The sequence below is a fragment of the Saccharopolyspora sp. SCSIO 74807 genome, assembly GCF_037023755.1.
GTDB classification, from domain to species: Bacteria; Actinomycetota; Actinomycetes; order Mycobacteriales; family Pseudonocardiaceae; genus Saccharopolyspora_C; species Saccharopolyspora_C galaxeae.
On sequence record NZ_CP146100.1, the window covers coordinates 6002227 to 6025522 of the forward strand.

22 protein-coding genes are annotated in these 23296 nt (G+C 70.5%); 10 read left to right on the forward strand and 12 right to left on the reverse strand.

The window, feature by feature from the left end:
• Positions 1–40 precede the first annotated feature (40 nt).
• The 3 genes from V1457_RS27465 (at position 41) to V1457_RS27475 (ending at position 3607) form a co-directional block, all read left to right on the forward strand.
• Positions 41–1405, forward strand: coding sequence for an NAD(P)/FAD-dependent oxidoreductase (locus V1457_RS27465; protein ID WP_338597898.1), 1365 nt, complete (start codon positions 41–43; stop codon positions 1403–1405).
• A gap of 168 nt (positions 1406–1573) precedes the next feature.
• Entirely contained in the window at positions 1574–2077 is a 504-nt protein-coding gene (locus V1457_RS27470; protein ID WP_338597900.1) for a flavin reductase family protein, read from the forward strand.
• 138 nt (positions 2078–2215) lie between these two features.
• Entirely contained in the window at positions 2216–3607 is a 1392-nt protein-coding gene (locus tag V1457_RS27475) for an LLM class flavin-dependent oxidoreductase (RefSeq protein WP_338597902.1), read from the forward strand.
• A 60-nt stretch (positions 3608–3667) separates the two neighbouring features.
• Here V1457_RS27475 and V1457_RS27480 read toward each other — a convergent pair whose 3' ends face one another.
• Positions 3668–4993 carry an MFS transporter gene (locus V1457_RS27480; protein WP_295141707.1) on the reverse strand — a complete coding sequence of 442 codons (1326 nt, stop codon included), beginning with the start codon at positions 4991–4993 and terminating at the stop codon, positions 3668–3670.
• 529 nt (positions 4994–5522) lie between these two features.
• Here V1457_RS27480 and V1457_RS27485 point away from each other — a divergent pair.
• Both V1457_RS27485 and V1457_RS27490 read left to right on the forward strand, forming a co-directional pair.
• Positions 5523–6317 carry an IclR family transcriptional regulator gene (locus V1457_RS27485; RefSeq protein ID WP_295141710.1) on the forward strand — a complete coding sequence of 265 codons (795 nt, stop codon included), beginning with the start codon at positions 5523–5525 and terminating at the stop codon, positions 6315–6317.
• A 56-nt stretch (positions 6318–6373) separates the two neighbouring features.
• Positions 6374–7213, forward strand: coding sequence for a methyltransferase domain-containing protein (locus V1457_RS27490; RefSeq protein WP_338597905.1), 840 nt, complete (start codon positions 6374–6376; stop codon positions 7211–7213).
• Positions 7214–7223: 10 nt separating this feature from the next.
• Here V1457_RS27490 and V1457_RS27495 read toward each other — a convergent pair whose 3' ends face one another.
• Positions 7224–7451: a DUF2795 domain-containing protein gene (locus V1457_RS27495; protein ID WP_338597907.1), complete on the reverse strand. Its 228-nt coding sequence runs from the start codon at positions 7449–7451 to the stop codon at positions 7224–7226.
• A gap of 112 nt (positions 7452–7563) precedes the next feature.
• On the reverse strand, positions 7564–8937 hold the full coding sequence (locus tag V1457_RS27500; RefSeq protein ID WP_338597909.1) for a sugar porter family MFS transporter: 1374 nt from the start codon (positions 8935–8937) through the stop codon (positions 7564–7566).
• Between the two features lie 308 nt (positions 8938–9245).
• Here V1457_RS27500 and V1457_RS27505 point away from each other — a divergent pair, with 308 nt between their 5' ends.
• The gene (locus tag V1457_RS27505; RefSeq protein ID WP_200071713.1) at positions 9246–10232 is read left to right on the forward strand and encodes a LacI family DNA-binding transcriptional regulator; all 987 of its coding nucleotides are present in this window, start codon (positions 9246–9248) and stop codon (positions 10230–10232) included.
• Between the two features lie 10 nt (positions 10233–10242).
• Here V1457_RS27505 and V1457_RS27510 read toward each other — a convergent pair whose 3' ends face one another.
• Positions 10243–10782 (reverse strand): AAA family ATPase, encoded by a 540-nt coding sequence (locus V1457_RS27510; RefSeq protein WP_338597911.1) that lies wholly within the window; start codon positions 10780–10782, stop codon positions 10243–10245.
• Positions 10783–10869: 87 nt separating this feature from the next.
• Between V1457_RS27510 and V1457_RS27515 the strand changes: the two genes are divergently transcribed.
• Positions 10870–12231: an FGGY family carbohydrate kinase gene (locus V1457_RS27515; protein ID WP_338597913.1), complete on the forward strand. Its 1362-nt coding sequence runs from the start codon at positions 10870–10872 to the stop codon at positions 12229–12231.
• A gap of 89 nt (positions 12232–12320) precedes the next feature.
• The gene (locus tag V1457_RS27520) at positions 12321–13199 is read left to right on the forward strand and encodes a tagatose-bisphosphate aldolase (protein WP_200071714.1); all 879 of its coding nucleotides are present in this window, start codon (positions 12321–12323) and stop codon (positions 13197–13199) included.
• 115 nt (positions 13200–13314) lie between these two features.
• Here the strand turns inward: V1457_RS27520 and V1457_RS27525 are convergent, their stop codons facing one another.
• The 3 genes from V1457_RS27525 to V1457_RS27535 form a co-directional block, all read right to left on the reverse strand.
• Positions 13315–14853 (reverse strand): long-chain fatty acid--CoA ligase, encoded by a 1539-nt coding sequence (locus V1457_RS27525; protein WP_295142382.1) that lies wholly within the window; start codon positions 14851–14853, stop codon positions 13315–13317.
• Between the two features lie 64 nt (positions 14854–14917).
• Entirely contained in the window at positions 14918–16045 is a 1128-nt protein-coding gene (locus tag V1457_RS27530; RefSeq protein WP_200071716.1) for a DUF5938 domain-containing protein, read from the reverse strand.
• A 187-nt stretch (positions 16046–16232) separates the two neighbouring features.
• A complete protein-coding gene (locus tag V1457_RS27535; protein ID WP_200071717.1) occupies positions 16233–17036 on the reverse strand; it encodes an SDR family NAD(P)-dependent oxidoreductase in 804 nt (267 codons plus the stop codon).
• A 195-nt stretch (positions 17037–17231) separates the two neighbouring features.
• On the opposite strand from V1457_RS27535, the gene V1457_RS27540 reads away from it, so the two are divergent.
• Positions 17232–17885 (forward strand): TetR/AcrR family transcriptional regulator, encoded by a 654-nt coding sequence (locus V1457_RS27540; RefSeq protein ID WP_338597917.1) that lies wholly within the window; start codon positions 17232–17234, stop codon positions 17883–17885.
• 36 nt (positions 17886–17921) lie between these two features.
• Here V1457_RS27540 and V1457_RS27545 read toward each other — a convergent pair whose 3' ends face one another.
• The 3 genes from V1457_RS27545 to V1457_RS27555 form a co-directional block, all read right to left on the reverse strand.
• Positions 17922–20288: a lysylphosphatidylglycerol synthase transmembrane domain-containing protein gene (locus V1457_RS27545; protein WP_338597919.1), complete on the reverse strand. Its 2367-nt coding sequence runs from the start codon at positions 20286–20288 to the stop codon at positions 17922–17924.
• A gap of 203 nt (positions 20289–20491) precedes the next feature.
• Entirely contained in the window at positions 20492–20704 is a 213-nt protein-coding gene (locus V1457_RS27550; RefSeq protein WP_200071719.1) for a hypothetical protein, read from the reverse strand.
• Between the two features lie 151 nt (positions 20705–20855).
• Complete coding sequence (locus V1457_RS27555; protein ID WP_338597921.1) at positions 20856–21416, reverse strand: AAA family ATPase; 561 nt, start codon at positions 21414–21416, stop codon at positions 20856–20858.
• Positions 21417–21888: 472 nt separating this feature from the next.
• Here V1457_RS27555 and V1457_RS27560 point away from each other — a divergent pair, with 472 nt between their 5' ends.
• Positions 21889–22053 (forward strand): hypothetical protein, encoded by a 165-nt coding sequence (locus tag V1457_RS27560; protein WP_200071722.1) that lies wholly within the window; start codon positions 21889–21891, stop codon positions 22051–22053.
• 91 nt (positions 22054–22144) lie between these two features.
• Here the strand turns inward: V1457_RS27560 and V1457_RS27565 are convergent, their stop codons facing one another.
• Both V1457_RS27565 and V1457_RS27570 read right to left on the reverse strand, forming a co-directional pair.
• On the reverse strand, positions 22145–22399 hold the full coding sequence (locus V1457_RS27565) for a hypothetical protein (RefSeq protein ID WP_200071723.1): 255 nt from the start codon (positions 22397–22399) through the stop codon (positions 22145–22147).
• A gap of 277 nt (positions 22400–22676) precedes the next feature.
• Positions 22677–23144 carry a GreA/GreB family elongation factor gene (locus V1457_RS27570; protein ID WP_338597923.1) on the reverse strand — a complete coding sequence of 156 codons (468 nt, stop codon included), beginning with the start codon at positions 23142–23144 and terminating at the stop codon, positions 22677–22679.
• Positions 23145–23296 lie beyond the last annotated feature (152 nt).

The following is a 23296-nucleotide window of genomic DNA, read 5'->3' on the forward strand; positions in this document are numbered from 1 at the left end:
ATCAGCCGGTCCCCGTAAGACTGCGAGGGAGTGCTCTCACGTGACCGAGCAAGCAGACGTCGTAGTGGTCGGTGCCGGGATCGCCGGCCTGATCACCGCCCGCGAACTCGGCCGGAAAGGCCTGCGGGTCACCGTGCTCGAAGCCCGCGACCGCCTCGGCGGCCGCGTCTGGACCGACCACCGGCTCGGCCGCGATCTGGAGATCGGCGGCACTTGGCTGCACTGGCTGCAGCCGCACGCGTGGTCCGAGGTCACCCGCTACGGCCTGGAGGTCACCCGCGGGCCGCGTCCCGAGCAGGCCTACTGGCTGGCGGGCGACGAGGTCCGCACCGGCTCGCTGGACGGCTTCATGGAGCTGATCGACCCGGGGATGCGCGGGCTGCTGGACCAGACGATGCGCTGGATCCCGCGGCCGGATTCCCCGCTGTCCGCGGGGGAATTGGACTCCGTCGACGGTTTCAGCGTCCAGGACAAGCTCGACGAGCTGAACTTGCCGGTCGAGCAGTACCGCGCCAACGAAGCTGCCTGGGTGGGGCACTTCAACGCCCCGCTGCAAGACGGGGCGTTCACCAGCGCGCTGCGCTGGACCGCCGCGACGGGCGGTTCCTGGCACCTGATGCACGAGGCGTCGGCGGTGTTCCGGCTCGCGGCCGGTACCCGCCGGCTGGTCGAGTCGATCGCCGCCGACACCACCGCGGACATCCGCACTTCCACCGAAGTGCGCCGGATCGAGCACGACGCGCACGGCGCCGTGCTGACCACCGCCGCCGGAGAGCGGATCGACGCGCGCCGGGTGGTGCTGACGCTGCCGCAGAACATCCTCGGCGAACTCGACGTCTCGCCCGCGCTGAGCCGCGCGAAGCGCGCGGCGACCACCGAGGGCACGGCGTCGAAGGGGGTGAAGGTCTGGATCCGCGTGCGCGGGCCGATCAAGCCGTTCTTCGCCTACTCATCGGCCGCGCACCCGCTTTCGGTCGTGCGCACCGAATTCCTCGGCGAGCACGACGCCGTGCTGGTGTCCTTCGGCGCCGACGCCGGCCGGATCTCCCCGCACGACATCGACGCCGTCCGCGCCGCGCTGCGCGTCTGGCGCGACGACCTGGAGGTCCTGGAAGTCACCGGACACGACTGGATGTCCGACCCGCATTCCCGGGAGACCTGGCTGATGCAGCAGCCCGGCCAGCTCACCCGGTACTTCGCCGAGCAGCAGCGCGCCGAAGGCGTCCTGCACTTCGCGAGCAGCGACGTCGCCAACGTGTGGGCCGGATTCATCGACGGCGCCATCGAAAGCGGCACCCGCGTAGCGCGCGAAATCGACGCGAATTCTCTTAGAGAGGATTTGCGTAGCGGTGCCGGTAGCGGAACCTCAGCGGCTTCCTCGCTGCGGGATCGATTTCTGACGTAGCACCCTACGCGGCGAAATCGCTGTCCTCGCGAGGAAGCCGCTGAGAACCCGCGGCGGTGCCGGTTGCTTGCATGGTCGCTGCTCAGCGGCTTCGCCGCTGACAAGACAAAGACGAAAGATTGGCGAAACGATCTCTGGTTCCAGCAGCCTGGACTGGGAGGAACGCTCATGACCTTGCCGTCTCCAACGATCGAGCCACGTCATTTCCGGGACGTCATGGGACATCTGCCCACCGGCGTCGTCGTCGTGGCCGGACGCGAACCCGCCACCGGAAGTCCCGCCGGTCTCGTGGTCGGCACCTTCCAATCGCTGTCGCTGGATCCGCCGCTGGTCAGCTTCAGCGTCGCGACCACGTCGAGCAGCTGGCCGAAGATCCGCGCGGCCGGCTACTTCAGCGCCAGCGTGCTCGCCGACGGCCAGCACGACGTCTGCGGCGCGATGTCGAGCAAGCAGGGCGACAAGTTCGCCGCGGTGGACTGGCACGGATCCGCCGACGGCAACCCGCTGATCGCCGGGGCGCACGCCTGGATCGACTGCAGGACCGTGCAGGAGCTGGAAGGCGGCGACCACGTGATCGTGCTCGCCGAAGTGCGCCGCCTGGACGCCGGTGGCGGCGAGCCGCTGGTGTTCCACCGCGGCCGGCTCGGCGGATACCGCGAGCTCCGAGTCTGATCACTGCGCTCGCCGATGGCGCCGCCAACATCGGCGCACCATCCACTGTGGACTTCGGGCCGCGGCCGCTCAGCGCGCGCGGCTGCCTCGCCGCACTAGACCACCTTTTCCCTTCACTTTCGGAAACAGGAGCAAACGATGCCGTCTCGCCGCATCCGGCTGTTCGCCTTCGACTTCCAGGGCCCGGCACACCTCTCCGCGGGGCTGTGGCGGCACGACGACGACCAGGGCCACCGCTACGGCGACGTCCACTACTGGACGAAATACGCCGAGCTGCTGGAACAGGCCCGGTTCGACGGGGTGTTCTTCGCCGACAACCTCGGCTACCACGACGTCTACCAGGGCAGCCCGGCAGGCGCGCTCGCCGACGGCGCGCAGCTGCCCGCCAACGACCCGTCCCTGGTCGTCTCGGCGATGGCCGCGGCCACCGAGCACCTCGGGTTCGGCCTGACCGGGTCCACCAGCTACGAGCACCCCTACGCGCTGGCCCGGAAGTTCAGCACCCTCGACCACCTCACCGACGGCCGCATCGGCTGGAACCTGGTGACCTCCTACGCCGGTAGCGCCGCGCGCAACCTCGGCAACGGGCAGCTGACCCCGCACGACGAGCGCTACGACGTGGCCGCCGAGCACCTCGAGGTCTGCTACAAGCTCTGGGAGAACTCCTGGGAGGACGGCGCCGTCGTCCGCGACAAGGACCGCTGCACGTGGGCCGATCCGCAGCGCGTGCACGACATCGACCACCACGGCAAGTACTTCGACGTGCCCGGCTTCGCGCTCTGCGAACCCTCGCCGCAGCGCACCCCGGTGATCTTCCAGGCGGGCGGATCGTCGAAGGGCCGCGCGCTGGCCGCCGCGCACGCCGAGGGCGTGTTCGTCAACGCGCTGTCCAAGACCGCGCTCGAGCGGCAGGTCGAAGCGCTGCGCTCGCAGGCCGCCGAGGCCGGGCGGGATCCGGGATCGCTGCGGGTGCTGCAGATGCTCAACGTCGTCGTCGCCCCGACCGACGAGCAGGCGCACGCCAAGTACGAGCGGTACCGCAAGCTCGTGAGCTACTCCGGCGCGATGGCCCGCTACAGCGGCTGGACCGCGCTGGACATGTCCCGGTTCGATCCGGACGTGCCGCTGCGGCACGTCAAGACCGACGCCGGGCAGACCATGGTCGACCTGTTCTCGCGGATGGACCCGGACAAGGAGTGGACCCCGCGCGACATCGCCGAATTCATCGGTATCGGCGGCAGCGGGCCCACCATCGTCGGCTCCCCGCAGACCGTGGCCGACGAGCTGATCAGCTGGGTCGAGCAGACCGGCATCGACGGCTTCAACCTCGGCCACGCGGTGAAGTACCAGGACATCGCCGATTTCGCCGAGCTCGTCGTGCCCGAGCTGCAGCGCCGCGAGGCGATGTGGACCGAGTACGAGGGCAAGACCCTGCGCGAAAAGCTGCACGGCCCCGGAACCGTGCGGCTGCGCGACGACCACCCAGGCAGCAAGCTCGCGCCCCGCCCGGCGGTCGCCGCCGGGCACTGATCGCGAGCGCTCACCGTTCCGGGAAGGTGGCGCCCGGCACCGGGCGCCACCTTCCCGCGGCTACTGCTGTTCCGTGGAGATCTCGCCCAGCGTGCGCCCGGTCGTTTCCGGAGCCAGCACCTGCGAGACCAGCGCACCGGCGACGCAGACCCCGGCGGCGATGAGCATCGTCGCCGCGCCGCCGAGGTCCTGCATGGACCACGGGAACAGGAACGTGCCGATCGCCGCGCCGACGCGGCTGACCGCCGTCGCGAAGCCGGTTCCGATCCCGCGGACTTCGGTCGGGAGCACTTCGCCCGGATACACGCCGGTGAGCGCGGTGCACATCGCATTGGCGAACGCGAAGACCAAGAAGCAGCCCAGCACGATCGTCGGCGGCGCCGACGCCCACAGCGCGATGACCACCAGCACGACCGCGCACACCCACTGCTGCGGGATCGTCAGCTTGCGGCGCCCGATGCGCTCGATGAGCAGGCACGAAACGACGACACCGGCCAGCGCGACACCGTTGACCCCGATGGCGCCGACCAGGCCGTCCTCGCCGAGACCGTACTGCTCCAGCACGCTGGCCGAGAACGTCGCGATGGCGAAGTACGGCGTCACGGTGCAGAACCAGAAGATCGAGATGAACGCCGTCGCGCGCCAGTGCTGCGCCGAGAACAGCATCCCGAACGTGCCGCGGCGCTGCTGCTCGGTGGTGATGTCGGAGCGATCCTCGATCCAGGTGTCGGCGATCTGCTCGGCTTCGGCGACGCGTCCCTTGTTCATCAGCCAGCGCGGTGACTCCGGCAGGCCCAGCCTGCCGAAGAGCAAGATCACCGCGGGCACCGTGCTGGTGCCGAGCACGATCCGCCAGTCGGCGCCGAACGAGGTCGTGAGCACCCAGCCCACGACGAAGGCCACGACGAACCCGACGTACCAGGCGACTTCGGCGAACGACAGGCACCGGCCGCGCAGCCGCGCGGGCGCGAACTCGGCCATCAGCGGCCAGCCGATGGAGTACTCCGCGCCGATCGCGACGCCCATCAGCAGCCGCACCACGAACAGCTGCCAGCTCGAGTCGACGAAGAACTGCAGCACCGAGCAGGCCACGAACATGGCCAGGTCGAGGGTGAACATCGGTTTGCGGCCGAACTTGTCCGCGAGCCAGCCGCCCAGCGGACCGCCCGCGAAGATGCCGATCAGCGCGGCCGCACCGATCAGCCCCTCGCCGTACACCGACATGTTCAGGTCGGTGGTGATCGCGCTGATCACGGTGCCGACGATGCCGAGGATGTAGCCGTCGATGAACATGCCGCCCGCTACGACGACGGTCAGCCGGATCAGGAACCGTCTCCTGTCCGGCTGGCTGCGCGCGGTGTCCGCGACTGCGTTGGTTGTGGTCACCAGCTGGTTCCTTCCCTGGTGAAACGCCCGCGGGATGGCCGCGCCCCCTGTACCGGTCCCGGGCGGGAGATGCTTGTGCTGTGCCGTCACACGGTGCCGACCGCCCCGCGCCGGGAACTCAACCGGGTGTGAAAGTTCATCATGTGAACAGAGCGACCGAGAAAGCGCCAGGGATCATGTATCGACCTCAAGCGTTCAAACCTGCTTCGATGCATTGACTAGAGCCGATCGCCACGGCACGCTTGGCCCGTTTCCAAACAGAACGTTCACTAACTAAACCGCCATGTGGAGGTTCCGAAACAACCAGCGCCGCTGGACAGGACCGCGCGAGCGGAGCTGTGCCCGCTCGTGCACGAGCTGTGCACGCGGCCGAACCGACGTCGCCCCTACCTCGGCCGAACACCGCTTCGCGGCCGCCTCGGACCGGCGACGCGGGACATCGCGTCCACTTTGTGAACGCCCCTGTTAAACTGTTCTGCGCACCGGAGGTCCAGGGCTGCGGCCCGAACCAGCAGGAGGCGGGAACGCGATGGGCGACGCGCCCGAGCCGACCGAGATGGCCAACAAGTCGGTGACCAAGGCCGTCAGCTTGCTCCGCGAACTGGCCGCCCAACCGCGCACCGGCGCCACCGCCACCACGCTCGCGAAAGCCGCGGGGCTGAGCAGGCCGACCGCTTTCCGGCTGCTCCACAGCCTGGAAAAGGGCGGGCTCGTCGACCGCGTGGACACCAACTACGTCCTCGGCTGGGAACTCGCCCGCCTCGGCCGCCGCGCCGACCCGTACGCCGGTCTCGTCGCGCACGCGCAGCCGCTGCTGCAGGAACTGGCGGACAACTTCAACGAGTCCGTGACGCTGTCGGTCCCCAACTCGCAGGACGGGCTCGACCTGGTCGCCGAGGCCGCGGGCTCGCACGTCGTCGGCGTGCTGGCCCGCAACCTGGTCGGCCAGCACTACCCCATGCACGCCAGCTCCACCGGCAAAGTACTGCTGGCCGAGAAGCCGATCGAGACGCTGCGCCGGACCATCCCCGACGAGCTCGAAGCGTTCACCGAGCACACCATCACCGACCGCGAAGCGCTGCTCAAGGAACTCGAGCAGGTCTACGAGCAGGGCTTCGCCATCATCGACAACGAGCTCGAGCCCGAGCTCCTGTCGGTGTCCAGCCCGATCCGGGACAGCGCGGGCACCCTGCTGGCGATCCTCACCCTCAACGGGCCGCGGAACCGCTTCGGCCGCGCACGCATCCCCGAGGCCCTGCAGCAGATGCAGAACACCGTCAGCGGCCTCACCCAGATGTTCTGGCGTGATTCGACGACCGCTTGAGCACCGGCGCGGAATTCGCTTGCGGGCATGATCCGGCGCGGTTGTACGGTCCGCGCATGAGCGCCAGCACACCCGACCAGGTCGAGACCAACCGGCAGCACTGGGACGAGCGGGTCCCGATCAACGCCGCCAGTTCCTTCTACGACCTCGACGGGTTCCGCGCCGGAGACGAGGACATCGACCGGTTCCAGCTCGACGAACTCGGCGACGTCACCGGTCTCGACCTGGTTCACCTGCAGTGCCACATCGGTCTGGACACGCTGTCCTGGGCACGTCGCGGCGCTCGCGTGGCCGGCGTGGACTTCTCCGCACCGGCCACCGAGACCGCGACCGGTCTCGCGGTCGAACTCGGCCTCGGCCAACGCGCCCGATTCGTGGCCGCCGACGTCTACGACGCGGCCGACGCGCTGGGGATGAACGCGTTCGACGTCGTCTACACCGGCAACGGTGCGCTGATGTGGCTGCCCGACATCGAGCGCTGGGCCCGCACCGCGGCCGACCTGCTGCGCCCGGGCGGGCGGCTCTACCTCGCCGAGTTCCACCCGCTGACCGACGTGCTCGACGACGAGCGCGGTACGACCGCCGCGCGCGACTACTTCGCCCGCGGCGCGCGCACCTACGACTCCCCCGGCTCGTACGCCGATTGGGAGGCCGAGACGACGCACAACACCGCCACCGAGTGGCACCACACCCTCGGCGACGTCATCAGCGCCGTCGCCGGTGCCGGATTGCGGATCGAGTTCGTCCACGAACACGACACGATCCCGTTCCAGCGCTACGCCGCGCTCGTCGCCGACGACGCCCGCTTCCGCTATCCCGGCGGATCGGCCCGCCTGCCGCTGATGTACTCGCTCGCCGCATCCGCCCCCGCGCAGCAGGGAACCCGCGGCCGGTGACCCGCTGCGGTCAGCCGCGGGCGGTGCCGCCCGGCGCGTCGCCTTCCGGTTCCTGGGGAACCGCCTCGATGACCTCTTCCTTGTTGGCATAGCGGCCGGCGGGTAGCGCCCGGAGCGCGGTGACCGTTTCCGTGCCCGCCCCGCGGTCGGTCGCGAACTCGATCAGCTGTTCATGCGTGGCGGGGAATTCGAGCCCTTGCAAGGCCTTGTCGATCCGGGCTTCGTCGCGTTTGGTCATGCTGCGCCTTCCCTCGCTCTCGCGTCCGTCTGCTCGGGCGTGCCGTCACCGGCGGACTACCCGATCGCCGCGATCGCTACCACTGCTGCGCCCTCCATCCCCGCGAAGGTGCTCAGCCTGCGACCGGTTGCCGTCCGTTGAGCTGCGCGTCGACCTGCTCCAGCGTGCGACCGCGGGTTTCCGGCAACCGCCGGTGCAGGAACAGCAGGCCCAGCCCGCCCAGCGCCGCGTAGAGCCAGAACAGGCCGCTCGGGGTGATCGCGTTGATGGTCGTCAACACCGTCACCGAGATGAGCAGGTTCAGGATCCAGTGCGTCGCCAAGCCCGCGCTGCCCGCCTTCCCGCGCACTTCTGTCGGGAAGACCTCGCTGTTGACCAGCCACATCGCCAAGCCCAGGCTGGCCGAGAAGGACGCCTGGTAGATCATCAGGAACGCCAGCAGCACCGCGGCCCACCCGCCCTGCAGATCGGTGAACGCATACACCGCACCGATCACCACGAGCGACAGCACGACCAGCCCCGTACCACCGAGCACCAGCGGCCGCCGCCCGATCCGGTCGACCAGCATCAGACCCGCGAACGTGAACACCACGTTGGCGATGCCGAGACCCACCGACGACAGAATGGCCGCCGACGCGCCGAATCCGGAGTCGGTGAGCAGTGTCGGCGTGTAGTACGTGACGGCGTTGACCCCGACGAGCTGGTTGGTGGCGGCCACGCCGACGCCCAGCACGATGCCCGGGCGGAACCGCGAACCGAGCAGGTCGCGGAAGCTGTAGCGGCTCTCCGCGCGCATCGCGGCGGTGATCTCGGCGATCTCGGCGTCGACCGCGCCGCGGGCGCGCCCGCGCGAGAGCACTGCGCGTGCCTCGTCCTCCCGGCCTTGCGCGACCAGCCAGCGCGGGCTTTCCGGCAGCATCGGCAGCGCGATCAGCATGACCAGCGCGGGCACCGCCGCCACGGCGAGCATCCAGCGCCATGCCTGCGCATCGGCCAGCGCGTAGCCGGTCACGTAGGAGATCAGGATGCCGGAGGAGATCATCAACTGGTTCACCGAGACCAGCCGCCCGCGCTGTTCGGCGGGTGCGATCTCGGCGATGTAGGCGGGCACGGCGACCGACGCGGCACCGATCGCGAGCCCGAGCAGCACCCGGGCCACCAGCAGGACCGCGAGCGCGCCCGCGGTCCCGGACGCGACCGCGCCGACCAGGAACAGCACCGCCACCCCGAGCAGGGTGCGGCGCCTGCCGACGCGATCCATGATCGCGCCGCCCGCCGCGACGCCGATGATCGCGCCGACCAGCAGCGAGGCGACCACGACCTCCTTGGACTGGTCGCCGAGCCCGAACTCCGGCCCGAGGTAGAGCAGCGCAGCGGAGATGATTCCGGTGTCGTAGCCGAACAGCAGCCCGCCGAAGGCCGCGATCACCGTTGCCCCTGCGCCCCGGCTCCGGCGCCGGTTCTCAACGACGGCGTTGTCGTTCATCCGTGATGACTCCCAAGTTTCGCCCCTGCCGCAGCACGATCCGCGGCGCCGATCGGCCGGGCCGCGACGCCCGGCGGACGGCTGCTGCGCGCCGGCAGCCGTCCGCGCAGAGTAGACGTCTCCATGTCACCGATGTCAAGCTTCATCTAGTCACCGGTGTCACGGCGGTGTGTTCGTGGGACGCGGCGCTGAGCACCGGAGGCCGGATGCGGGCGTCGGACACCGCGGCCGCCGAGCGCGGATAGACTGCGCGCCGAAGCACCCCGTGCGCACCGCACGGTGATCCGTCGAAAGGTCCGGCCCGTTCCATGACCACGATGCGAGACGTCGCCGCACTCGCCGGAGTGAGCGCGAAAACGGTGTCGCGCGTGTTCAACGACGACGAGCACGTGCTGCCCGAGACCCGCACGCGCGTCGAACTGGCGCTGCGCGAGCTCAACTACGTGCCGAACGCCGTGGCGACCACGTTCCGCACCGGACGCGCCCCGGTCGTCGGCGTGGTCGTGCCCGACATGCTCGACCCGTTCTTCGGAGCCGTCGCCGAGTCGGTCAACCGGGTCGCGGTCGAACACGGCATGTCCACAGTGGTCACGAGCACCGGCGACGGGTCGCAGCGCGAAGGCGATCTCGTGCAGCAATTGCTCGGGCAGTCGCTGAGCGGGCTGGTCATCGCGCCGGTCGCCACCGACAACTCCTACCTGGCCCGCTGGCGCGACCGACTGCCCATCGTGTTCGTCGACCGCGCCCCGGTCGGCGTGGCCGCCGACTCGTTCCTGGAGGACGACAAGGGCGGCGCGCACCTGGCGGTGCAGCACCTGATCGCGCGGGGACACGAGCGGATCGCCTTCGTCGCCGACATCGCCGAGGTGCAGACCAGCCGCAACCGGCTGCTCGGCTATCGGGGCGCGCTCCAGGCGCACGGCCTGCCGCGCCGCGAGGATTACGAGGTCTTCGGCGCGCTGGACCGCGCGGGAGCGGCGGAGATCGTGCAGCGGCTGGCCGCGCTGCCCACGCCGCCGACCGCGATCTTCTCCTCCAACGCCCGCAGCAGCATGGTGCTCGCTCCGGTGCTGCGCGATCGCCGCTTCGCCTTCGTCGGCTTCGGCGACTTCCCGATGGCCGACCTGCTCACGCCCGCGCTGACGGTCGTGGACCAGGACCCCGCGCTGCTCGGCGAGCACGCGGCCCGGCGGGTGTTCGACCGGCTGGAGCACCCGAACCGGCGGTTCCGCCGCAAGACGGTGCTGCCGGTCGGCCTGGTCGAGCGCGAGTCCTGCTTCCCGCCCGCGAGCTGACGGAGGCGGCTCACTCAGGGTCCGCCGGCGTTCGGTGGTCGAGCGCGCGCAGGACGCGGAATCGTTGCTGCGCCGGGGAAAGCTCCGCGTCGATCGCGATGTGCGGTACCGCGGGCGACGGTGGCGCGGCGGTGCTGGGCCGGTGCGCGTCCCGGTCGGCCCCGCGGCCTGCGCGCCGAGCCGCGAACAGCTCCGGATCGCCTTGCAGGTGGACCAGGTGCAGTTCTGCGGGCGCGACGGACCGCACCAGCTCTGTCCACTCCGGACCGCCGGTGAGTTCCGCGGTGAACGGAGCGGCGAGGACGGCGGAGCCTGCGGTCGAGATCACTTCGGCGGCGGTCGCCCGCAGGGCCGCGTAGCGCGCCGCGCGGATGTCGTCCGCGCGCGGATGCGTGAGCCAGTGCTCGTCGAAAACCGGCCCGTGCAGGCGATCCAGCAGCGGCGTGCTGAGCGTGTCGAGGTCCAGCAGCGGTAGCCGGAGCGCCTCGGCGAGCGTCCGGCCGAGCGTGGACTTCCCGCTCCCGGCGGGGCCCGCGACCGCGATCACCACGGCGGATCCGTTTGACAGCAGCACGTCATGGTCCCGATGATAACCACTCAAGTCACCGGTGACATAGTCGTACATGACACCGGAGTCATGCGCGGACGGAAGGACGGGCGGATGGGCGGCAGGCTCGTGGCGGGCGTCGACCTCGGCAGCACCGGGATCAAGATGCTCGTCGTCGACGAGGACGGGACCGAGCTCGTGCTCGAGGAGATCCCGACACCCTGGCGTCCAGGACCCGGCGGGACCGCCGACCTCCCGGCCGAGCGGTTGGTCACCGCCCTGCACCGGCTGGTCCGGGGCGCGGCCGACCGGCTCACCGGCCGCCGGATCGAGGCGATCGCGATCGCGGGCATGGGCGAAAGCGGTGTGCTGCTCGACGCGGCGGGACGAGCCGCGGCCCCCGCGTTCGCCTGGTTCGACCCGCGCGGCGCGGAGCAGGTGCGGGCGTTGCCCGAACCGATCCGCGCCGAGTTCGCCGGGCGGACCGGACTACCCCTCGGCGCGCAGACATCGGCGGCCAAGCTCGCGCACCTGCGCGACGGCGGGCTGCGGCCGCACGGGCACCGCTGGCTGAACCTGCCCGAGTTCGCCGCCACCGTGCTGGGCGGCAGGCCGTCGCTGGAGGCGTCGCTGACCTCGCGCACCGGCTTACTCGACCAGGACACCGGCGAACCGTGGGACGCGATGCTCGCCGAGCTCGGTGCCTCGCGCGAGCTGCTGCTGCCGATCGAACCCGCGGGCACGGATCTCGGCGCGGTCGCGGACCGATTCCCGGCCGCCGTCGCCGGTGCGCGGATCACCGTGGCCGGTCACGACCACCTAGTGGCGGCCGAGGCCGGCGGCGCCATCCGGCCGGATCAGTACCACGTGTCGATGGGCACTGCGGAGGTCCTGCTGCGGGTGGTCGACGCCCCGCTCGGCTACGCCGCCCGCGCCCGCCTGGCCGGGCACCTCATCAACGAGGTCCGGCACGTCGTGCCGGGCAAGCACGTGCTGGTCGCCGGGGTGAAGACCGGGCTGCTGCTGCGGCGTGCGCTGGAGACCTCCGGCATCACCGACCGGGCGGGCCGCGACCGGCTCGACGCCGCCGTGATGCACCTGCCCTACGAGGGCGCGCTGCCAGCGGGCGGGCTCTCGGTCTCCGGTGCCCGCAACGACGACGGCGAGCTCGCGCTGACCGTGCGCACCGACGGCGCGACGCCCGCCGAGATCTTCGGCGCGGTCCTGCGGCACAGCAACGACGAGATCAGCGAGCTGATCGCCGCGATCGACCGCGAGCTGCCGCCCGCGAGCTCGGCGACGCTCACCGGCGGCTGGGCGGACATGCGCAGCGTCCGCCGCGCCCGGGAACGCGTGCTGCCGCGGATCTCCGCATCCGAACGCTCGCAGGAGACCGCGTTCGGCGCCGCCCGGATCGCCTCGCGCCTGCTTCCGGCTGATCGCGCGGCCTGAGCACCCCGGCCTGAAGACCCGGCCCGCGGACTCCGACCTGATCTCCCCGGGCCGACCGCACCCGAACCCGCAACGCAGGAGGAACACCGATGAACGCACTGACGACGCCCGAACGCCGGGGCCTGGCGACGATCTCCACCCCGGCGGGCCGGATGCTGATCGTCGCCGCCGACCAGCGCAACGGCATGAAGGCCGCGATGAAGGACGCACCGGAGGCCGGCATCAGCGCCGGTGAGCTGGCGCAGGCCAAGGCCGACCTCGTCCGGTTCCTCGCCAACCGGGCGCCTGCCATCCTGCTCGACGCCGAGGTCGCGCTGCCCGGCGTGGTCGACGACGGCACGCTCGCGCGGGACACCGGCCTGGTCGTCGGCATGGACGCGTCCGGCTACGAGACCGTCGAGGGCTTGCGCCACACGCGCTACGTGGACGGCGTGACGGCGCGCCGCGTCCGCGACCTCGGTGGCGATGTCGCGAAGATGCTCTTCTACACCCGCCCGGACCGCCAGGGCCCGGAATCGTTGGTGGCGCAGCAGATTCGCGACCTGGTGCGGGAGTGCGCGGACGAGGGCGTGCTGCTGATCGTCGAGCTGCTCACCTACCAGCTCGACGACGAGTCGGACGAAGCCTACGCGGCCGCGTTCCCGAAGCTGGTCGCCGATGGCGCGCGGCTGGCCGTGGAGTGCGGAGCGAAGGTGCTGAAGCTGCAGTACCCGGGCTCGGCCGAGGCGTGCGCCGCGGTGACCGAAGCCGCCGCCGGGGTGCCGTGGGCGGTGCTGTCGGCCGGAGTAGACCACGAAACGTTCGTCGGCCAGGTCAAGGTCGCGGTCGACAACGGTGCAGGTGGTGCGATGGCCGGGCGTTCACTGTGGAAGGACAGCCTCTCGGTCAGCCACGACGTCCGCGGTCGGCAGCTCACCGAGCGGGCGCTGCCGCGGTTGCGGGAACTCGAAGCCGCAGTCGACGCGTAGCGGGCCGGGAGCGCACCGGCACCGTCGGCACCGGTGCGCTGCGCGGCGAAGCGTCTCGCCGCCTTTCCCCGCCGGCTGCTGGAGATTCCGCAGCAGCGGTCATCGGCGTCGGCGGTCAGCCGCCCGATCCGAGCCTGCTCTTGATGTCGGGCTTGAGCACCTTCCCGATCTTCGACCGCGGCAGGTCCGGCCAGATGTCGAGCCGCTTCGGCGCCTTCACGCTGCCGAGACGTTCCTTGACGAAAGCCGTCAGCTCGTGCGGCGTCGCCTGCTGCGCGGCGCGCAGCTGCACGACCGCCGTCACCTGCTCGCCCCACTTCTCGTCGGGCAGGCCGACCACCGCGGCGTCCTGCACCGCGGGGTGCGCCAGCAGCGCTTGCTCCACCTCGGCCGAGTACACGTTGAACCCACCGGTGATGATCATGTCCTTGGCGCGGTCGACGATGTAGAGGAAGCCGTCCTCGTCCAGGTAGCCGATGTCGCCGGTGTGGTGCCACCCGTGCTCGCTCACCTCCGCAGTGGCCTCGGGATCGTTGTGGTAACCCGCCATGACCAGCGGCCCGCGCACCACGACCTCGCCCCGCTGGCCCCTCGACAGCGGGGTGCCGGCCGCGTCCAGCACGGCGACCTGGGTCAGCGGGGTCGGGCGCCCCGCCGAAGTGAGCCGTTCGGTGGCGATCGACCCGTCCGGGCGGAAGTGCTCGGCCGGGGCGAGCGTCGAGATCATGTTCGGCGCCTCGGTCTGGCCGAACAGCTGCCCGAGCACCGGCCCGATCCTGCTCAGCGCCTCCCGCAGGCGCGCCGGAGACATGGGAGCGGCGCCGTACCAGAGGCACCGCAGCGACTCCAGGTCCGCCGAATCGAGATCGGGGTGCTCCAGCAACCCGTAGATCACCGTCGGCGGCAGGAACGCGTGCGTGATGCGGTGCCGCTCGACGAGCCGCAGGAACTCGCCCAGGTCCGGGCTCGGCATGATGACGACTTCGCCGCCGAGCGCCATGATCGGGAAGGTGAGCACACCCGCGGAATGGGTCAGCGGCGCGAGCGCGAGGTACCGCGGCCGTTCGCCGAACGGGTAGCTCACCAGCGTCATCGCGGTCGCGGTCGCCATGTTGGTGCCGGTCAGCCGAACGCCCTTCGGCCTCCCCGTCGTGCCACCGGTTCCCGCGAGCATGGCGAGCTGATCGCCGGTGCGCGAGACCGCGGCCGGCTGCCGCTGGTGGCGTTCGACCCACGCGTCGAAGCTCTCGGCGCCGTCGGCTTCGCCGTCGAGGCACACCAGGGTGGTCAGCTCCGGCAGCTCGCCGCGGATCCGCTCCACGAGCGGGGCGAACTTCTGCTGGAAGAACAGGCAGCGGCAGCCGAACATCTCCAGCAGCTGCCGGTTCTCGGCCGCCTCGTTGCGCGGATTGACCGGGCACCACACCGCTCCCGCGCGGGAAACGCCGAACACGCAGGTGAGCGCGAGCGGGTCGTTCGCCGACAACACCGCCACCCGGTCGCCTTCGCCGATCCCGGAGCCTTGCAGCGCCCCCGCGATCCGCCGGGACAGCTGCTGCACCTGCGCATAGGTGCGCGTTTCACCGTTGGTCGTCAAGCAGGGCTGATCGCCTCCGAGGGAGGCGCCCTTGTCCAAGTAGTCGGCCAGCTGCATCGCTACCTCGAAACGGGGGTCGCCGGTGCGCCGGCCGGCACGCGTGGCGGCCGGCGCACCCGGATCACTGGTGGACTTCCAGAATCGGCTCGAGCACCAAGCCGAACGCGCGCAGCGTGCCCAGCAGCTCCCGGTGCCCGAAGGCCTGGCAGCTGGAGGCGAACCCGGTCTTGCGCGGCGGCTGCTGCAGCAGTTCCGCGGCCGCGTGCACGTTCATCAGGGCGGTCTGCTTGTAGTTGCAGTTGCCGTGGATCACGCAGTGCGCGCGGCCCAGCGGCCCCGAGGCGTAGACCGAGTCGAGCGAGGTGTTGATGCGCGGGTTCTCCCGCGGCGGCATCTCACTGCGCACCTCGGCCGATGTCGCATCGATGACCCGGTACTTCTCCGCCGTGGACAGGCCTTCCATCTGCTGCAGCGCGGAGCTGACGATCTGCGGGACGGCCTGCATCAGCGGGCGGTTGAACACGCCGCCGAGCGCGCGCACGTTGGCCACTCGCGGATCGTTCTTGAACCACACCGGATGCGAGGTGCCGCCCCACGGCAACGCGAGACCGAGCTCGTGCTGGCCGGGAACGGACAACTCGGTGGGCCACCCCTCCGCGGGCCAGGCCGCGTATTCGTTCTGCTCGAGGTAGTACGCCTCGGCGAACGCCGCGTTGGTGAGGATCGTGTTGGTCGAGGCGACCGTGGGATAGCCCTTCCAGAACACCTCGATGTCGAGGGTGTCCAGGCCGGGCGTTTCCAGGCAGATGTTGGCCGCGATCTCGCCGATGCTGTACATCTGCGCCAGCCCCGGGGTGAGCAGCAGCCCCCGCGCGGCGAACTCGGCGCCCCAGCGCTGCTCGGCGTCGATCATCCAGTTCTGCTCGCCGTTGGTGTCGGTGTAGTGCGCGCCGATGTCCAGGCACGCCTGCGCGACCTCGTGCCCGTAGCGGGCGAAGGGGCCGACGGTGTTGAGCACGACCGAGGCACCCCGGAACCGCTCGGCCAGCGCCGCTGCGGTGTGCTCGACCTCGGCGACCTCGTACTCGACGGTCTCGATGCCGGGCACCGCGGCGACGGCGTCGGCGACGCGCTGGTGGTTCCGGCCCGCGGCCAGGAACGGGATGTTGTACTCGCGCAGGTACTCGCAGATCAGCCGCCCGGTGTAGCCGGATGCGCCGTAGACGACAACGCGCTTGTCAGTGGCCACGAAAAACTTCCTTCCGTACTGGGTTCTTTTAAGAAGCGGCGTCAGCCGCTTGCGGTGCGCGAGGACTCAGGCCGAACACCGGCGGGTTCTCAGGCGTCTTCTGGCGAGGACAGCGCCGACGCCGCGTAGGGAGTACGCAAACCGCTTCCTAAACACTCCTTATGTGAAACTCGCTTCGCGGAACCGGTCACATGCCCATGCCGCCGTCGACCGGCAGCCCCGCACCGGTGATGAACTTCGCGGCGTCGGAGGCGAGGAAGACCACGGCGTCGGCCATGTCGTCGACCTGCCCGAGGCGTCCCTGCGGGGTCTGCTCCACGACGGCTTGCGCGGCCGCTTCCGGGGACGGGAACAGACCGGCCGCGGCGCAGTCCGCCGCGAGCTGATTGCCCATCGCGGTAGGTGTGAGACCGGGGAAGATGCTGTTGACGCGGACGCCGTAGCCGAGCTTGCCGGACTCCGCGGCGGCGACGCGGGTGAGCCGGTCGATGCCCGACTTCGTCGCCGAGTACAGCGAGATGCCGGGGAAGGCGATCGTCGCGGCCACCGACGCGATGTTGATCACCGCGCCGCCGCGCCCGGCCGCGCCTCCGGGACGCATGGCCCGGAATCCGTGCTTGACCCCGAGCGCGGTGCCGAGCACGTTGACCTCGAGCATCTTGCGCACGTCGGCCGGATCGAGATCGACGATCAGGCTGGTGATCTCCACGCCGGCGTTGTTCACCAGTACGTCGAACCCGCCGATCTCGCGGACCACGCCTTGGACCGCCTCGGTCCAGCTCGCCTCGTCGGTGACGTCCAGCTCGACGAACTCCGCGGTGGCGCCCGCGTCGCGCAGCGACTGCGCGGTCTGCTTGCCCTCGTCCTCGAGCACGTCGCCGATCACGACGTCGGCGCCCGCCTTGGCCAGCGCATCGGCCATGCCCGCGCCCAATCCGCGCGCACCCCCGGTAACCAGGGCTTTTCGGCCGGTCAGGGCATAACTGGTCATCCGAATCTCCTCGTTGAGATCGCTGCGTGCACGGCTCGCGAGATCGGCCGTGCGGTGTGGATCGCACCGTAGACAGCGTCTTTGACAGCCGTCAAGGATTCGTTGGACAGTCGTCAAGCAAGATCGGTACGCCTGCCGATACACTGTTCACGGCAGCCGCATCGCGCGCACCGCAGCCGGCGACAGGACGAGGACGTGACCGAAGCCCCCGAGGAAGTCCCCGAGGAAGTCACTGAGACGAAGCAGCAGCGGATCGCCCGCCGCCAGGTCGACAAGTTCGAGGCGCGGCGCCGGGAACTCGCCGTCGCGACGTTGCACACGCTGGCCGACCTCGGCTACGCGCGGACGAGCCTGCGGGAGATCGCGCACAACTCCGAGTTCTCGCACGGGGTGCTGCACTACTACTTCGCGGACAAGCAGGACCTGGTCACCCAGGCGGTCCGGCAGTACGAGGCCGTGTGCGTCACCAGGTACGACGAGGTGATCGACAACGCCACCAGCGCCGCGCAGCTGCGCGACGGATTCATCGCCAAGTTCCTGGAAACGCTGCGCGCGGACGCGCCGCTGCACCGGCTCTGGTACGACCTGCGCAATCAAAGCCTGTTCGAGGCGTCCTTCCGCGAGGACGTGCGCGAGATCGACAAGCGGCGGGAAGAGATGATCTGGCGGGTGATCACCCGCTACGCCGAGCTTTCCGGTGCGCAACCGGTGATGTCCAGCGGCACCGCCTACGCCGTGTTCGACGGCGTTTTCCAGTCCGGGCTGCGGCATTCGCTCAGCGGGCGGGACGACGAGATCGCACGCCTGGAAGCGGAGCTGCCCCGGGTGCTCGCGCTGGCGTTCGCCTGAACCTGGTGGCGTTCGCCTGAACTTTCGGCGGCGAGCTCAGATGGTGTGGCGGTGCTGCAAGTAGCGGAACATGGCGATGCCGGGCAGCACGGGCAGCCAGTAGGTCAGCAGCCGCGAGGTGAGCACGCCGGTCACCGCCGCGGTCGGCGGGACACCGATCGCCCCGAGGCCCGCGATCAGCACGGCTTCGACCGCTCCGAGCCCACCCGGCGACGGCGCGAGGTGACCGAGGGTGTTGCCGATGACGAACACGACGATCGCCGACACCCAGGAGAAATCCGCGGAGACAGCCGCCAGGCACGCGGCCAGCCCTGCGCCGGAGACCACGAGGTAGCCGAGCGACCCGCCGAACAGCAGCGCCGCCCGCACCGGATGCCGCAGCACCGCGAACAGCTCGCGGGCGACCTCCACCGCGGACCCGACGATCCGCTTGCGCACGGCAGGCATCCCGAACACGACACCGACCGCGACGACCAGCACTCCCAGCGCCACGAACAGGGCGCTCGTCGGAATCCGCAGGTTCTGCACGACCCGGGACAACCCGCCGCTGAACAGGCCGATCACGCAGATCACGAAGGCGACCGCGCCGACAGCGGCCTGGTTGAGCATCGTGACGCCCACCGCCAGCGAGCGGCGGAACCCGAGGCGTTCCATGAACACGACGTTGATGGCGAAGAAGCCCGCGCCGCTCGGCGTCGTGCGCCCGGTGAAACCGGCGGCGACCTGGACCGCGAGGGTGCGCCAGAACGGCAGGGCGTTCGGGCTGGAGCCGAGCATGGAGATCGACGACATGAGGGTCGCCAGCAGCCCGGTGAGCACCGCGACCGCCAGCCATGCCCAGTGGGCGCGGCGCAACGCGTCCAGCACCCGGCCCATCCCGGACAGTTCCGGCAGCAGCAGGTAGATGCCCGCGGCGATCAGCAGGAGGCCGATCACGGTGCCCGGCCGCACCGGTGACCGCAGGCCAGGAACCGCGACTCCGGTGCGGTCCGCGAGCGTTTCGCGCAGCGCGGCCAGCCGGTAGCGCCCCTTCGGGGCCTGCGCGCTGATCCGGCGGGGCACGTTCAGCGGCCCGAGTTGTTCCAGCGCCGCCTCGAGCCGTTCGGCGGGCAGCACGCGGACCGCGGAGGACACCGTGCGCTCGACGCCGACGACCGAAGCCAGCGAGACCAAGGCGTCCGCGAGGTCCTGAGCCCGGTGCGCCGCGTCCGCCCCTGCGTGGCTGAAGGTGAAACCGAGCAGCCACGGGCGGTCCTCGCCGTCCACGAGGAAGTTCTTCGCCCGCAGATCGTGGTGCGCGATGCCCGCGTCTGCCAGCAGGGTCAGCTGCGTCCAGATCGCGTCCAGCAGTTCGTCGTCGATCTCCGAGCGCGGGAGGTCCGGGAGTCTGCGGCCGTCCACGTGCCGCAGCACCAGCAGCGGTGGCGCGAACTTCGCGTCGCAGACCTGCACGACCGCGGGAGTGCGCACCCCGGAGCGTTCGGCGAGCAGCCCGACGTACGCCTCGTGCTCGGTCTCGTGGTGCGGTGTGGACAGCCGCGGTTCTTCCTGCGCATCGGGTGAGGCGTTCCAGCGCCGGAACCCGTGCAGCAGCCCGGCCCGCCTGCGCATCCGCCGCACGGATTTGACCCGGAGGGTGTCGCCGCCGGCGGTGCGCACGGCGAATTCGCGCGGCTCGAACAGCCGGTAGCGCAGGGCGACGATCGATTCGGGCGCGCACCCGGCCAGCTCCAGCTCGCGCTGCACGACCCGTTCGGAGACCTTGCGCCCGGGCGCGCCCGCCAGGACGTGGAACAACGTCCCGGTGCCCCACCCCAGCAGCGCTCCCCCGGCCGCGCCCAGCGGCAGGTAGAGCCCGAGGTGCAGAACGGCCACCACGACCAGGACGCTGAGCACCCCGCCGATCCGCCTCGCCACGCTCCCCAGGTACGGGCCGGTGACCACCGTCAGCGCCACCACGACCGCCACCTCGGTAGCGGGGAACGGGACGCTGCCGGGCGGCGGAGCGGGAACGGCGGAAACCGGGCGGGGGCCGAGGACGAACTGGATCACCTCGGCGAGCCCCCAGGTCACCGCGCCTGCCGCGCCGCACAGCAGCCCCGCCCGGATCTTCTTGAAGTACAGCGCGACCGCCGCGACCACGGCGATGGCCACCCAGGACCCGCACCAGCTCAACGCGACCCAGAACGGGCCGGGCACCGCGGGAATCCGCTGCAGCTGCCGCAGGATCGCGAGTTCGACGGGGTTGGCGGGCACCAGCGCCAGCAGCACGCTCAGCGTCAGCAGCGCTCCGGCGACCAGCACTCGCAGCAGGTCCCGCGGGCGCCGCCCGATCGACAACCGCAGGCGGGATTCCGGGGAGGCGCTGCCCTCCCCGTCCGGCGATTCCCCCCGCTGCACCACTCGCCAATACCTCGCGGCTCGACGGCTCGTCCCGGCCGGCGGCGCACGGCGCACCCGTTGCGGGTACCCGCCGCGCGATCGGCACCGGGACCGCCGAGCGTTGGAACTGCCCCGACGATAGGCGGCCCCGGCCCCGTTCTGCCGGTCGGAGGCACCGGCGGCGCGGAGCCGGCCGCGGGCCGCCTACGTCGACCGCCGGGTTCCTATCGGCGGGAAGGGGCGACGGTGTCGTCGTAGAGGCGCGTGGCTTCGGACAGTGCCCGTGCCATCGGCGTCGGCCCCCATCGCGCGACGAGCTCGTCGAAGCCCGCGCACGCCTGGTCCGGATCGCCACCGGCTTGGTCGAGCAGTTGCACGATCTGGCCGGTCAGCCACAGGTGCAGCACTTCGCCCTCGTACGGTCCGCTCGGTGTCATCGGCACGGTCCCCCTTGCAGTCCGGGTGCGTTGGCCGGGGGAGACCGGCAGGTCCGCGGGCGATGACACGCACTCACTCGAACGTGTGGCTAGCCGACTGCTTGGAAACGAACGGTGACGACCGGAGGCGGCCCACTCCGGCCGGACCCGCTCACGCGGTAGCGACCCCGCTGCGGCCGAGGATCTCGTCCACCGTCTGCTCCACCGTCAGCGCGGCGTTGTCCACCCAGACGCCCTCACCGGGAATCTGACCGCGCATCGCCTCGTCCAGAAAGGACCAGTCCTCGACGAGGACCTTGTCCCGCCCGCGATTGCGCTCACCGGCCACCGCGGGATCCGGCGCCAGCACGGCCAGCTTCAGATCCCGGGTGCGCACCGACTCGCGGTAGAAATCCAGGTGGGGCTTGAGCACCACGACGTCGTCGATCACCGGCACGACTCCGGCACCGGCGAAACTGTCCGACAGCAGCGCCGCGTTGCGCGCGCGCAGGAACAGCTGCCGATCCGGTTCCTCCTCCGGCTCCGGGCCCGGCCAGCGCCCGCCCGAGACGATGAACTCCTGCAACTTGTCCACCTCGACGTGCGCCCCGAGCGCGAACCGCTGGGCGAGTGCGCGCGCAACGGTCGACTTGCCGCTGCCGGGCACACCGGTCACCAGGAAGATCACCGGAGCCGGCTCGCGATCGACCGGAACGACCTCGAATTCCTTCACGATTTGGCCTCGCTTGATGCCGAATGGCGGGTACGGACGATTCCTCGCAGCGCCAGATGCGCGCGATATCGACTTGTTGCGCGTCGATCCGGGCATTCCGCGTCTGGCACGTCCGCGAGAGTATCGACCGCGTCCGCACGGCCGCGGAGAGCCTGGCTCGACGACGAGCGGTCATGCCTGAACCCGGAGTCGAGCAGGTCCGCATCATCGGGCGAGTCCGCGAGGTCGACAGGGAGTCCGCGCTACGAACGAAGGGGCGGCGGGCGTGGTGGCGGTCAGCGCGAACGTAGCGAGATTTCGACATGCGCCCGGAAACCCTCGGACGGACGAGAAACCGCTCGATGGTCGAGCACGGTATGCATCAGAGGCGAAAGTCCTCTGGGCGCACCCGGAGCATCACAGGTTCCCTCGTGGCGGGTCGTTGCTTCGGCCCGGGGAAGAAACCTCGACGCAATGCGGAAAGGTGTCCACCATGAGCAACGTGAAGAACGTGTTCGTGTCCATCGGCAACCGCCACCACGGCAGCGATCACCGCTGGGGCAACGGCCACGGCTGGGGCGGCCACCACTGGGGCGGTGGCCATGGCTGGGGCGGCCACCGCCGGCATGACCACCATGGCTGGGACTGCAAGAAGTAGCGACCACCCGGCACCGAATCGGAGTTCGGTGGCGCCCGCGCCGATGTGGCACGGGCGCCACTTCGAATGCGCTTTCCACCGCCGGAAAGCGCTAGCGGCGCGGCTGGGGGATATGCGGCTGGACGGTCCGACGCCGGGCGGTCCCGGACCGGCCGGTCTTCCCATGCTCCGCGAGTCGCGTGCTCAGCTGGTAGTTCGCCACCACCAGGCCGAACACCAGCAACCCGATGCCGAGCTCGTTCCAGATGGACGGATCCTGCGGGCTGAAGGCGAGATCGTTGAGGATCGCGCCCGTTCCCGCCAGTACCAGCACCGCGGCGAGCAGGTGGTAATGCATCGCTTTCAACAAGACTTCTCTCCCGATTCGCCGGCGCCGCACTCGGACATCGCTGCCGAGCGCGGCGAAATCAGCTTGCTCACCAAGCGAGCACGAACAGCTTCACCGGCTTGCATTACGTTCGACTGAAGCGCACATGAGAGGCGGTTCAGCGAATTGTCAGCGGTAGCGGGATCGCGCGGACGTTCCGCGTTCGACCTGCGCGCCGTCCGCCGCAAATCGGCATGACCCCTCCGGACGAGCGGCGCTTTCACCAGTCGCATGAGCGCGTTGCAGCCGAAGGTCGTCACTGCGCTATCGACTGCTCCACATGCCGTCCGTACGGCACGGCGTCGAGCAGCGTCACTTGCACCGTGGTGCCGTCCGGCACCTGGTACGAGCGCTGCTCACCGCGCCGGGCACCGCCCAGCGCGGTTCCCAGCGGCGAGGCCGGCGAGTAGACCTCCAGGTCGTTGAGCTCGGCTTCGCGGGTGCCCAGCAGGAAAGTTTCGACATCTCCGGCGTCGTCGTAGCGGACGGTGAGCACCATGCCCGGCTCGGCGATGCCGTCGTCCGGCGGCGCCTCGCCGACGACGGCGGAGGCCAGCAGGTGCTGGATCTGCCTGATCCGGCCTTTCCGCTCCTGCTGAGCCGGGATCGAGCCGTCCTCGCCCGTTCCGGTGTCGCCGTTGCCCGGCGCGAGCAGGTCGGCGAGCTCGGCGCTGAGCCGCTCGTGCGCTTGCGGTGTCAGCCAGGCGCGCTGGGTATCGGCCATGATCACTCCAGTGTTCCGATGCAGCGGCCGCTCGCAGTGCCCGGCGAGCATCGAACGGCACCGGGCATCCCAGCGTGCCTGCGCCGCACGACCGGGCCGTTGCTGCGCTCGAGGCGACCGCGGCCGCTGCGGAGATTTCGTTGCTCTCAGGA

What these genes read in the sequence shown, in the direction of transcription:
- V1457_RS27470 (WP_338597900.1), top strand. Translation starts at nt 1,574, where the DNA reads ATGACCTTGCCGTCTCCAACGATCGAGCCACGTCATTTCCGGGACGTC.
- V1457_RS27475 (WP_338597902.1), top strand. Translation starts at nt 2,216, where the DNA reads ATGCCGTCTCGCCGCATCCGGCTGTTCGCCTTCGACTTCCAGGGCCCG.
- V1457_RS27485 (WP_295141710.1), top strand. Translation starts at nt 5,523, where the DNA reads ATGGGCGACGCGCCCGAGCCGACCGAGATGGCCAACAAGTCGGTGACC.
- V1457_RS27490 (WP_338597905.1), top strand. Translation starts at nt 6,374, where the DNA reads ATGAGCGCCAGCACACCCGACCAGGTCGAGACCAACCGGCAGCACTGG.
- V1457_RS27495 (WP_338597907.1), bottom strand. Translation starts at nt 7,451, where the DNA reads ATGACCAAACGCGACGAAGCCCGGATCGACAAGGCCTTGCAAGGGCTC.
- V1457_RS27500 (WP_338597909.1), bottom strand. Translation starts at nt 8,937, where the DNA reads ATGAACGACAACGCCGTCGTTGAGAACCGGCGCCGGAGCCGGGGCGCA.
- V1457_RS27505 (WP_200071713.1), top strand. Translation starts at nt 9,246, where the DNA reads ATGACCACGATGCGAGACGTCGCCGCACTCGCCGGAGTGAGCGCGAAA.
- V1457_RS27515 (WP_338597913.1), top strand. Translation starts at nt 10,870, where the DNA reads ATGCGCGGACGGAAGGACGGGCGGATGGGCGGCAGGCTCGTGGCGGGC.
- V1457_RS27520 (WP_200071714.1), top strand. Translation starts at nt 12,321, where the DNA reads ATGAACGCACTGACGACGCCCGAACGCCGGGGCCTGGCGACGATCTCC.
- V1457_RS27525 (WP_295142382.1), bottom strand. Translation starts at nt 14,853, where the DNA reads ATGCAGCTGGCCGACTACTTGGACAAGGGCGCCTCCCTCGGAGGCGAT.
- V1457_RS27535 (WP_200071717.1), bottom strand. Translation starts at nt 17,036, where the DNA reads ATGACCAGTTATGCCCTGACCGGCCGAAAAGCCCTGGTTACCGGGGGT.
- V1457_RS27550 (WP_200071719.1), bottom strand. Translation starts at nt 20,704, where the DNA reads ATGACACCGAGCGGACCGTACGAGGGCGAAGTGCTGCACCTGTGGCTG.
- V1457_RS27560 (WP_200071722.1), top strand. Translation starts at nt 21,889, where the DNA reads ATGAGCAACGTGAAGAACGTGTTCGTGTCCATCGGCAACCGCCACCAC.
- V1457_RS27570 (WP_338597923.1), bottom strand. Translation starts at nt 23,144, where the DNA reads ATGGCCGATACCCAGCGCGCCTGGCTGACACCGCAAGCGCACGAGCGG.